This is a genomic window from Alteromonas sp. ABM1_013 (genome assembly GCF_056160505.1).
Genome location: NZ_JBSWXH010000006.1, coordinates 231,836 through 243,018 on the forward strand (window position 1 = coordinate 231,836; position 11,183 = coordinate 243,018).

Sequence of the window (11,183 nt, forward strand, 5' to 3'; positions counted from 1 at the left end):
TTTTGAGTTAGCGCCATGTCATAAATTGGCACCTTAAGGTATTGTTGATAACAAGATAATACTCGACACTAACGAATTAAGTAGACATATGCTCTCTAGCTTATTCTCTTCGCAAAAGAACAATACAACGCTCACGGTAGGTGTGTCTGTGAGTGCTGCTGAGTTACATATTGCCGCTGTTAATTTTAGCGACAGTGGCTATGTACTCAACTCTTTTGCGTCTGTTCCCTTTGACAATCGACAACCTCTTGAACAGCAATTAAGCGAGGCCTTACGAGAATTTGAAAAAGAGGCATGTCGAGTATCCATTGTGCTTTCTCAAGAAATGTATCATATGGTTCAAGTGGAAAAGCCTGATGTACCCGAAGAGGACATCACGACTGCACTACCTTGGACACTTGGTGAGTTGGTTCCGTTCGATTCTAGTAATATTGTTTTGGACTACATCGATTACCCGGTTCAAACACGGACCGGCGGCAAAAAAATAGATGTGTTTGCTGCCGAAAAGTCATCGCTTTCTGCACTGGTACAAAGCCTATCGAAAAAGAAAGAGGTTAAACTCACCCATATTCACGCTAAAGAAGTGCTGGCTACCGAAATGGTGCCTGATGATGATTACGCGCGATTACTTATTATTCAAGAGCCCAATAGCGAACCTTTTTTGATGATAGTGCGCTCGCGCGCTATTTGGCTATCGCGACGGTTGAGGGGATTTGTTAAAAAATCCTCCGCCCCAGAAGATTTAGTTCAATTAAGCGATATGCTTGGTTTAGAAATTCAACGTTCCATGGATTTCTATGAGTCACAGCTAAAACAGCCACCGCTAAAAGAAATCTTGTTCAGAACACAGTTTGATTGCGAGCCTGTTATAGAGCGCTTAAAGCCCTTTCAGCCTGCGGCTATGAAAAAATTCGTTGCAGAGCTTGAATTAGCTGATGTTGTTGACCCCACTTGCCACTTTGCTTTGGCTAGTGCGCTTGTTGCAGCGAGGGAGGCCCAGTGAAACGCACGATAAACCTTTATCACCCCTCGCTTAAGCCTAAAAAAGAGCGCTTACCCCTATCAAAGGTGCTTTGGATAAACGTCGTAGCGTTTGGAGTAATGCTAATTGCCGTTGTGGCTCTAAATGTTTTACTTAGCGCCAAACAAGAAAAAATAGCACAGCAATCAGCGTCAACACGCCAAATTAATAACGAAATTAAAGCGCTGAATAATGCACTAGAGAAAAAGCGTGATACCAAAACGCTTCAGCAGCAGCTTGAGCAAGTGAATGCCAAGATAGAAAACAGAAAGCAATTGCTTGCCTATTTAGAAAGTGGAGAGCTGTCTTTTGATGCAACCAAGTATGGCGAAGTGATGGACGATTTAGCTAACTATCACAACCAGAACCTTTGGCTTACTAGCATAAACATAGATACCCAGAAAATTCGTTTGTCAGGGCAAACGGTGGCACCTTCGTCTATTCCTGTTTGGTTAAAGAAGTTACAGCAGTCACCTTTCTTTCAGGGCAAGTCATTTTCGTCCGTGAAGTTTGATGAAGTAGACGGGGCTGAAAACGTGAAGCAATTTTTAATATCAACTGATTTTGAGGGAGACGCTGATGAGTCAGTATCAACAGCTCTCTGATAAGTTTTCTGCGCTCGAAAACAGAGAAAAGCAGCTTATTTTGTGGGTGAGCTTTGGCCTTATCGTTTATCTGTTCTTTTGGTTTGGCATATCGCCCGCGCTAGATAGCATGTCTGGTGCGGATAAAACCCTTACTCGAAAAGAAAGTGAATACAAGGCGCTGGTTATTCAAAGGGATGCCATTCAGCAAGCGCTGTCTGTCGATTACACACAGCGTATGCAACAAGAATTGGATAGCGCGAGAAAAGTACTACTGAGCGTAGACGATGAGCTACTTTTATTGAACGAAGGCTTCGTGGCAGCCGACAGAATGCCCGAGTTGTTAATGACGCTATTAAATGAAGAAAACAATGTGAGCTTGGTTAACTTTAACGTAGAACCTACTCAAACCCTTCGTTTTGGTGAAGGTGAAACGCAAAGTACATCATTCTATCGTCACAATATGCGTTTAGTGATTGAGGGTAGTTACTTCGACTTACGCAGTTATCTAGCGCGTCTACAAGCGGCACCAGAAAAAATCATTGTGACGGACTTCGCTTATAACGTCGACGAATACCCCAGTGCATCACTGACACTGGGGTTAGCGACAGTAAGCAATAACGCTACCTTCATTTCGCTTTAGGGAGGCTAGGTGAAGAAAATGAAATGCTTCATATTTAGTTTGTTGGTAGTAGGTAGTGTTCTTAAGCCTGCAATAGCCGCGGTAGACCCAACCAAACCTGCCCAGTTCAAAGGGGCGAGTGCAAGCGAAAGCAACCTTTTAGATGGCGAATTGGCACTGCAGTCAATTTTTAAACGCAGTTCCGGTTACAGCGCGATCATCTCTGGCAAGTCTTATCGAGAGGGCGACACGCTGAATGAATTTACTGTGTCCAAAATAACCCCTAAACACGTGATTATAACTGACGGTCGTCAGCAGAAAATACTAAGAATGTATGCATATGAAATTAAAAAATAGCCTTATTTCTAACGCACTGATGCTAGCTGCGGCGTTTGTTATCGCGGGTTGTCAAACCTATGGTGTTGGCGAGGAAGTGAAACCGCATATTCGCGATGAACTCAATCGTTCCCAAAATGTACCTGCGACCAAACCAGCTCCTCCACCGCAGTTAAACCAAGAACTGCTGTCAGAAGTAGCTCGCTATCAGTCGCTACCAGCTCCTACGTCTCAGAAGCTATTTGCCGTATCTGCTAATAATGTGGATGTTCGACCGTTTTTCGATGCGCTGGTGGAAGATACGCCTTATAGCGTGGCTGTGCATCCAGCTGTGTCTGGTCAAATTAGCTTAACGCTTAAAGACGTGGCGCTTAACGATGTGATTACGATCATTTCAAGAATGTATCCGCTGGATGTATTTTTAGAAGGTAAGGTTATTCAGGTAATGCCGTCGCAGTTAAAGACAGAATCTATCCCGGTTAACTTTCTTATGATAAAGCGTTTCGGTGTGTCGAACGTAAGCGTGATTGCAGGTGGAGTAAGCGAACAGGACCAGAATAACGGTGGTAACAACGGCGGTATTAACGGCAACAACAATATCAGCGGTAACGCATTGGGTGGTCAAGGCGGCTTTGGTGGTCAGAGTGGTCTTGGTGGCAACAATATACAGCAGCTCAACGGTTCAAATATTCAAACCACCAGTGAAAACGATTTTTGGAGCGACTTAAAAGAAGCGTTAAAAGTACTGGTATCACCTACTGAAGGCCGTCAGGTGGTGGTGTCACCGCAGGCGGGGTTGGTGACGGTGCGCGCGCTACCAAGCGAAATTGCCGTGGTGAAAGACTTTTTAAACCAAAGCCAAGAAAGCCTGCAACGCCAGGTGGTGCTAGAAGCTCGCATTATTGAAGTCACGCTAAATGATGGGTACCAACAAGGCGTTAGATGGGACCGTATAGCAAGCGGCTTAACGGGGAGCCTCAATTTTGGGTTTAGCGGAGGGGCGCTTGCTTCTAATTTTGCAGCAAACACTGCAGCGGGAATCGACCCAGCTATTAATGCGGTTAATGCTATAGGCAATACTATTTCTACCGATATCGGTGGGGTATCAACATTACGTATTTCTCGCGGCGACTTTGATGGTGTTATCAATATGCTTCAAACCCAGGGTGACGTGCAAATGCTAAGTAACCCTCGCGTTACGGTAACTAACAACCAAAAGGCCGTTATTAAAGTAGGGCAAGACGAGTACTTTGTTACCGATGTGTCGACCAGTGAAGATCAAAGCACAACAAGCACAGAGAACGAGAATGACATCGAACTTACTCCTTTCTTTTCTGGTATCGCGCTGGACGTAACACCGCAAATAGACAGAAGTGGCTCTGTAATACTGCATGTTCACCCTTCAGTAACAGAAACGGCGGAACAGACAAAGGTTATCCAAGTAGGTGACCAACAAATTTTGTTACCCCTAGCACAAAGCAATATTCGTGAATCAGACACCGTGATCCGCGCTCGCGACGGTGAAATTGTGGTGATAGGCGGCTTAATGGAAACGGTTACCAGCGAGCAAGAATCCAAAACACCGCTGTTAGGTGATATCCCTATTATCGGTAACGCGTTTAAAAACAAAGCGAAAACCCAGAGCAAGCGCGAATTGGTTATTCTCATTCGCCCTTCTGTGGTACAGCCAGATACGTGGGAAAAGCAGCGCCTTCGCACTCAGTCACTACTTGATCAATGGTATAGAAACTAATTATGTACCAAGGCTTTTATCATTTCACAGAAATGCCGTTTTCGCTTACGCCGAACACGGATTTCTTTTGTGCACTGGCGCCGCACAATGAAGCGTTAAAAGTCATTTTGTCTGCGTTAAGTATGTCTGAAGGCTTTATTAAAGTGACCGGTGAAGTAGGTACAGGTAAAACCCTGTTGTGCCGCAAATTGATAAATCACCTTTCGGACAAATTTGTAGCCTGTTACTTACCGAATCCATACCTAAGCCCTGACGAGTTGCGTATAGCATTCGCCAATGAATTAGGTATTGATATATGTAAAAACGAAGCTTCTCAAGGGTTACACAGTGCCATCGAGTCAAGGCTTTTAGCACTTAAACAAGAGGGGCGGCAAGCGGTACTGATTATCGATGAAGCGCAATCGTTAAGCTGGGATGCACTTGAGATGCTGCGCTTATTTAGCAACTTAGAAACTGAGAAAAGTAAGCTGCTTCAAATCGTTTTATTCGGCCAGCCAGAGCTTGACGCTAACCTGTCAAACCCCAAGGTTAGGCAAATTCGTCAGCGCATCAGCTTTTCGTACACGCTGCGCACAATGACGTCGGCAGAAGTGGAATATTACATAGGCCACAGACTAACAACGGCCGGCGGCAGCGAGCAGTTAATTTCTAAAGGTTTACGGGCTTTTATCGCATTAGTCACCCGAGGAACGCCACGGTTGGTTAATATTGTTTGCCACAAAATTCTTCTTCGCGCTTACGGCCAGGGTAAAAGCGCTGCGACTTGGCAACATACGATAAATGCAGTGTTTGATACTGATGACTGCAAGCGAAGGCTTGTTCCTAGACAAAGCATTGTTATTTTTTCCATAGCTGCGGTTGCTGTAGCAAGTGCGCTTTACCTTTACGGGGCGCAGGGCTTATGAGCATTTTAAATGACACCTTAAAATCGTTAGATGAGCGAAACCAGAATGAAGATTTTGGCTTGCCGCCTACGGTGCACGTCGAAAATCGTTCGCTTTGGCCAAAAGCGCTAATTGCGCTCATTGCACTAGGGCTAGTTATTTGGCTGGTGTTGAGCAATATGACTGAGTCTGGGGATAGTAAGCGTGCTGGTAATACAGGTAGCCCTGACATTGTTGCAAAAGGCGATGTACAGAATACAGCAGCAAGCTCAATGGAAAATAAGCCCATCCAAACGGACAGTGAAAGTACTTCCAAGCAAGGTGTCGATAGTGCCGAACAACAGTTAGAGGGCATGAAGTCTACACCGTTATCCGAGCAAGATTTGGCATACCAAAATACGCCGTCAGACGTGGCTGAGATTGTATTTAACAGTATTGATGAAACGGTAGTCGATGACGAGGCAGAATATAGGCAACGTACGCAAGTTGCTAATGCTTCAAGCTCAAACTCGGATGCCCAATCAGATCAAAAGCCAGATAACAAGGCAGCCGAAGTTAAAGACGAAACCCTATCAGCCGCAAACGTATCAGAAGAGACTGAAGAAACCGGCTCGGCGGTAGTGAAAGCCTCAGGCTTAACCCAAGAAAAAGCAAACATACAAACGGTAAGCAGGACAAACCCTGGAACAAACGTTAAAACAACTAGTGAATTAAGCTCGCCTAAACCAGATAGCATTATTTCACGTGAGCCAGCGATTGACGTTACGCCTAAATCGCCAGAGCAACAAAGCGCCGTTCATTTAGAGGCAGGGCTTAAAGCTTATAATTTTGGTATTTTCGACGACGCTCAAAAAAGCTTTACTCTTGCATTATCTACCTACCCGCAAAACACCGAGGCTCGCAAACAGTTGGCCGCGCTTTATTTTGGTCAAAATAACAACCTACAAGCGTTACAGGTACTTTCAGAAGGCGTTGTAATATCACCAGAGGCGTTAGTGTGGCGCGAACTCATGGCTAAGATTCTGGCTCAAGAAAGCCGTTTTGAAGAAGCTCTAAACCTTATGCCAGATAGCTTAGATGCGAAAGCACTGGCTGAAAAGCGTATCGATTACCTGATACTAAAAGGGACCTCTGCACAGACAATCAATAAACCAGAACAAGCTATCTCGGCGTTTAGCGCCATGACCTCGCTACAACCGAATAATGCAAAATGGTGGTTGGCACTGGGGGTTAATTACGACGCACTGTCTGACAAGCGTTTAGCCATATCTTCATATTCCAGAGCCCTTGCGATTGGTGACCTCTCTTCTACATCATCGCAATATGCTAGTGCCCGCCTAACCGATTTACAGGAGCAACCTTAATGCGTCCTCGATTAAAGATGCGCCTCGGCGATTTATTAGTTCACGAAAATATTATTACCAGCGAACAACTTGATAATGCGCTATCGGCACAGCGCTCATCCGGGCGAAAACTTGGTGATACGCTGATTGACTTAGGATTTATCAGTGAGCCACAACTTCTTCGCTTTCTTGCCCAGCAGCTCAATATTCCTTTTTTAGATATTACACAGCGTCGAATAGATCCAGAGCAAGCACAACTTATCCCAGAAACCTATGCAAGACGTTATCGCGCACTAGTACTCGAAGCTGACGACGATGAAGTGCTGCTAGGTATGAGCGACCCCACCGACTTAGGCGGTCTTGATCAGCTTGGGCCGCTAGTGGCGCCGCGTAATATTGAACTGGCAATAGTACAAGAGAATCAAATGTTAGAAGCGTTTGATTCAGTTTATCGTCGTACTCAGGATATTGCGTCATTTGCAGAAAAGTTAGGCGAAGAATACGCCGATGAAGCCGACTTTGAACTCTCTGCCTTAGACGATACCACTTCCGATGCCACAGTAGTAAAGCTGCTTCACTCTATTTTTGAAGATGCAGTACAGGTGCGTGCATCTGATATTCATATTGAGCCAGATGAAAATATTCTGCGCATAAGGCAGCGTGTTGACGGCGTGCTGCAGGAAAATACGCTAGGCCAGGTTAAAATTGCGTCGGCATTGGTACTTAGGCTAAAGCTAATGTCAGGTTTGGACATTTCAGAAAAGCGCATTCCTCAAGATGGGCGTTTCAATATTAAAGTGAAGGGTCACACCCTTGATGTGCGTGTTTCCACCATGCCTGTCGCTAACGGTGAAGCGGTGGTGATGCGTTTGCTAGATCAATCCGCGGGTCTTTTGACGTTAGATCAGACGGGGATGCCGGATGCAATGGCCGAGAAATTTCGCGCAGCAATAAACCGACCCCACGGCATGATATTGGTTACTGGGCCGACAGGTTCGGGTAAAACCACAACCTTGTACGGCGCGCTAAGCGAGCTCAATAAACCCGACTTGAAAATCATTACCGCTGAAGACCCCATTGAATATCGCTTGCCTCGTATAAACCAAGTACAAGTGAACTCAAAAATTGGCCTAGATTTCGCGTCAATTTTGCGTACCACGCTTCGACAAGACCCTGACATTATCATGGTGGGGGAGATGCGCGATCAAGAAACCGTAGAAATAGGGCTTAGAGGCGCACTAACTGGCCACTTAGTATTAAGCACGCTCCACACCAATGACTCTGTAACTAGCGCCATCCGTCTTATCGATATGGGTGCAGCGCCCTATTTAGTAGCTACTTCACTGCGTGGCGTTTTGGCGCAGCGTTTGGTACGTCGTGTATGTGACAACTGTAAAGAAGAGCGGCCGCCAAGCGCGCAAGAGCAAGCATGGGTAGGTTTCCTAAAGCCAGAACTAGCAAATGCGACTTTTTACAAAGGTAGGGGCTGCAATAGCTGTAACCACACAGGTTACAAAGGGCGTATTGGTGTTTTCGAGTTTTTGGAAATGAACGAAGATATGATGGAAGCGCTGCGAGATGACGATACGCAGGGGTTTGTTGACGCGACAAAGGCCAACAAAGACTTTGTTCCACTTTCTCATATGGCTCTTGATTATGCAGCTGAAGGCAAAACCTCATTAGATGAGGTCTTCAAAGTCGCTGAATTTGTGCCTGAGGTGGTGAACCACTAATGCCTCAGTTTAGCTATGCGGGTAAATCGACTCAAGGTGGTCCTGAAAAAGGGGTTATTGAAGCTGCCTCAGCGCAAGCAGCGGCGCAGGCTTTGTTGTCTAAAAACATAGTGCCTATTTCGATAGAAGAAACTAAAAAAACAGAGAAAACGAGTACTGGTTTAGACATAGGTCACCTATTCGAAGCTAAAGTCGGGCTGGATGAGATGATCATCTTTTCTCGCCAAATGTACTCGCTGCTGAAAGCGGGTATACCGATTATCCGGGCAATTAAAGGGCTAAGTGAAAACGCCTCACATAAGCGTTTCCAAGAAATTTTAAAGGACATTGCCGATCAGCTTGAGCAAGGCAGAAGCTTATCTTCTGCCATGACGAAATATGAAAAAATCTTCACGCGGTTGACCATTTCTGTTGTCGTAGTAGGTGAAAATACCGGTAAGCTGGACGATGTTTTCCTGCAGTTAGCCCTCTATTTCGAACGGGAACAGGAAACGCGAAAGCGCATTAAATCGGCATTGCGGTACCCCACTTTCGTATTGATAGCGCTCGCTATTGCTATGTTTATATTGAATCTTTTCGTTGTACCCGTTTTCACACAAATGTTTGAGCGGTTCGACACCGAGCTACCCATAATGACTCGCGTGCTTATAGGCACTTCAAACTTCTTTGTAAATTATTGGTGGTTAATTTTAATCGTATTAATTGGAATAATTTTTTCGGCTAAACAATACGTTAATTCGACTAATGGACGACTTAAATGGGACAAATTTAAACTAAAGTTGCCTGTTGTAGGCAGCATTATTGAGCGATCATTATTAGCAAGATATAGCCGTAGCTTTTCTATGATTCTGCGGGCAGGTGTGCCCTTAACTGCGGGTCTGTCACTAACAGCGGATGCTGTAGATAACGCTCATATGCAAATGCGCATCAAAGAGATGCGCCAAGGCATAGAAAAAGGCGAAAGTTTGCTGAGAGTTTCGAAAAATAGCGAACTGTTTTCTACACTTGTACTACAGATGATAGCTGTAGGTGAGGAAACGGGTCGATTAGAGCCGCTTTTAGAAGAAAGTGCAGATTATTACGAACGTGAAGTCGATTTCGACTTAAAGAGCTTAACCGCCAAGATAGAGCCTATTTTGATCGGTTTTGTGGCAGTTATGGTGTTGATACTGGCGCTTGGCATCTTTACACCAATGTGGAACATGATGTCGGCGGTGAAAGGCGGGTAATAGTTTCGCTATTTCAGTGGGGTAAAACGTGGCTAGCACTAGAGCAGGGTTATTTAACTTTATTGTGATTGGGTTGGTGCTCGCTGTTTTGGCTACATCGTACGTGTATCACGCAGCACCAGTGATAGAAGAAGCTGAACAAGTAAACAAAGAAAACGCGATAGCTCAGTTTCAACGGGTTGTTATGTTGGCCAGAGCCCAATGGATAAAGACCAAGCAATCGAGGGTTCTGATTTACGAAACTGATTTTGATGCCAGTGGCAGTATAAAGCAGCAAAAAGAAGTGGCTGCAGAGTTATTTGTAAATACAAAGGGTTGGCCTGAAGGGCTTGAAATGGGCCAAGGAAATGCGTGTGAATACCTGTTTACATTGGCGACATTAAGAGAATTCGATGTGTCGTCAAAAATATCGGTAAGCGATGAATACGTAAACGGATACTTGCAATGTGCATTCCTTATTCAAGACAAAGTTTGGTTTGAGTACAACGCTGGTAGCGGCGTAGTAAGAGAAAGAAAAAGTTAACTAAGCGTCGGAGTTATGCGCTTATTTGTAATCTAGGAGATGCTATGAACACGAGACAGCAAGGCTTTACGCTAATAGAGCTTATCATTGTTGTAATTATTTTAGGCTTGCTTGCGGCTACGGCACTACCGCGTTTTATCGATGTTACCGATGAAGCTCGAGAAGCCAGTGTAGAGGGTGTAGCAGGGGGCTTTGCCGCCGCTGTAGGTCTTGTGCGCGCACAATGGGAAGTGGAAGGTCGCCCAAGTGGCAACAATGGGAACGGCAATGGCACAGTAGTTACTTACGACCAAACGCCAGTGGGCGTTGACGGTACCATTGGCTACCCGACCGGCAGTTCTACCGGTAATACACTTATTTCTACGGTTAACAACACCGAGTGTAAAAACACATTTGACCTAATTCTACAGTCGGCACCTACCAACACTACATCGACAAACGATACGGTTGTTGCTGATTTCAGATACGCGGTACGTTCAGATGACTCTGGCACAAACACGCTTTGTGTTTACTACTTAGTTGAGTCTATGGGGTTACCTAATACTTCAGCGCCAGCAGACGGCACGCCTGACGGTACGACGTTTGACGGTTTCACTTACAACCCAGCCACTGGCCAGGTTACTGTTTTTTAATTAATACTCAGGAAGTTTGATTATGCAAAAAGTATCAACACAACAGGGTTTCACCCTAATCGAGTTAATCATTGTAATTGTATTGCTGGGTATCCTAGCGGTAACCGCAGCACCTAAGTTTCTGAACCTTCAAGACGACGCACGTGATTCTGTTTTACAAGGGATCGCTGGATCAATAGAGTCGGCATCATCGATTGTTTATGGTAAAGCGTTAATTAATGGCGTAGCGAGCGCTGAAACAAGTTCTGTTACAGTCGGTGGTAGCGTTGTCGAAACTATTTATGGTTATCCAGCTGGAACACTTGATAACTTAACTGACCTCCTAGATTCAGATATTGGCGGTGACTATCTAACCGAAGAAATATCTGGCACGCCAGCATCAATCCTTATCTATTATAAAGGATATGCAGGCTATAGTACGACGGCGCCTACATCAGTGAATGCTCCATGTTCGATTACTTATACGAACTCATCTGGTGAAGGTGTTCGCCCTACTATCAATGTTGTTTCTTGCGTCCAGTAA

At 45.0% G+C, this 11,183-nt stretch carries 12 protein-coding genes; all 12 read left to right on the forward strand.

Annotated features, from left to right (window positions below; translation table 11 throughout):
• Window positions 1–88: 88 nt before the first annotated feature.
• From ACXAGK_RS18210 to ACXAGK_RS18265, 12 genes are read left to right on the forward strand one after another with little or no spacing between them, the layout of a single operon-like run.
• Window positions 89–1,003 (forward strand): agglutinin biogenesis protein MshI, encoded by a 915-nt coding sequence (locus ACXAGK_RS18210; protein WP_474857324.1) that lies wholly within the window; start codon window positions 89–91, stop codon window positions 1,001–1,003.
• Entirely contained in the window at window positions 1,000–1,626 is a 627-nt protein-coding gene (locus ACXAGK_RS18215; RefSeq protein WP_474857325.1) for a PilN domain-containing protein, read from the forward strand. Before ACXAGK_RS18210 ends, ACXAGK_RS18215 begins: the two co-directional genes overlap by 4 nt.
• The gene (locus tag ACXAGK_RS18220; RefSeq protein WP_474857326.1) at window positions 1,601–2,248 is read left to right on the forward strand and encodes an agglutinin biogenesis protein MshJ; all 648 of its coding nucleotides are present in this window, start codon (window positions 1,601–1,603) and stop codon (window positions 2,246–2,248) included. The genes ACXAGK_RS18215 and ACXAGK_RS18220 overlap by 26 nt, the downstream gene beginning before the upstream one ends.
• Window positions 2,249–2,266: 18 nt before the next feature.
• Window positions 2,267–2,584, forward strand: a complete 318-nt coding sequence (locus tag ACXAGK_RS18225) for an agglutinin biogenesis protein MshK (protein ID WP_474857390.1) — start codon at window positions 2,267–2,269, stop codon at window positions 2,582–2,584.
• On the forward strand, window positions 2,568–4,316 hold the full coding sequence (mshL, locus tag ACXAGK_RS18230; protein ID WP_474857327.1) for a pilus (MSHA type) biogenesis protein MshL: 1,749 nt from the start codon (window positions 2,568–2,570) through the stop codon (window positions 4,314–4,316). The genes ACXAGK_RS18225 and mshL overlap by 17 nt, the downstream gene beginning before the upstream one ends.
• A gap of 2 nt (window positions 4,317–4,318) precedes the next feature.
• Window positions 4,319–5,221: an ExeA family protein gene (locus ACXAGK_RS18235; protein ID WP_474802738.1), complete on the forward strand. Its 903-nt coding sequence runs from the start codon at window positions 4,319–4,321 to the stop codon at window positions 5,219–5,221.
• The gene (locus tag ACXAGK_RS18240) at window positions 5,218–6,564 is read left to right on the forward strand and encodes a tetratricopeptide repeat protein (protein ID WP_474857328.1); all 1,347 of its coding nucleotides are present in this window, start codon (window positions 5,218–5,220) and stop codon (window positions 6,562–6,564) included. The genes ACXAGK_RS18235 and ACXAGK_RS18240 overlap by 4 nt, the downstream gene beginning before the upstream one ends.
• Complete coding sequence (locus ACXAGK_RS18245; RefSeq protein ID WP_474857329.1) at window positions 6,564–8,276, forward strand: GspE/PulE family protein; 1,713 nt, start codon at window positions 6,564–6,566, stop codon at window positions 8,274–8,276. The genes ACXAGK_RS18240 and ACXAGK_RS18245 overlap by 1 nt, the downstream gene beginning before the upstream one ends.
• On the forward strand, window positions 8,276–9,505 hold the full coding sequence (locus ACXAGK_RS18250; protein ID WP_474857330.1) for a type II secretion system F family protein: 1,230 nt from the start codon (window positions 8,276–8,278) through the stop codon (window positions 9,503–9,505). The genes ACXAGK_RS18245 and ACXAGK_RS18250 overlap by 1 nt, the downstream gene beginning before the upstream one ends.
• Window positions 9,506–9,533: 28 nt before the next feature.
• Window positions 9,534–10,028, forward strand: coding sequence for a hypothetical protein (locus tag ACXAGK_RS18255; RefSeq protein WP_474857331.1), 495 nt, complete (start codon window positions 9,534–9,536; stop codon window positions 10,026–10,028).
• Window positions 10,029–10,072: 44 nt separating this feature from the next.
• Window positions 10,073–10,660, forward strand: coding sequence for a prepilin-type N-terminal cleavage/methylation domain-containing protein (locus ACXAGK_RS18260; protein ID WP_474857332.1), 588 nt, complete (start codon window positions 10,073–10,075; stop codon window positions 10,658–10,660).
• A 22-nt stretch (window positions 10,661–10,682) separates the two neighbouring features.
• Complete coding sequence (locus tag ACXAGK_RS18265; RefSeq protein WP_474857333.1) at window positions 10,683–11,183, forward strand: type II secretion system protein; 501 nt, start codon at window positions 10,683–10,685, stop codon at window positions 11,181–11,183.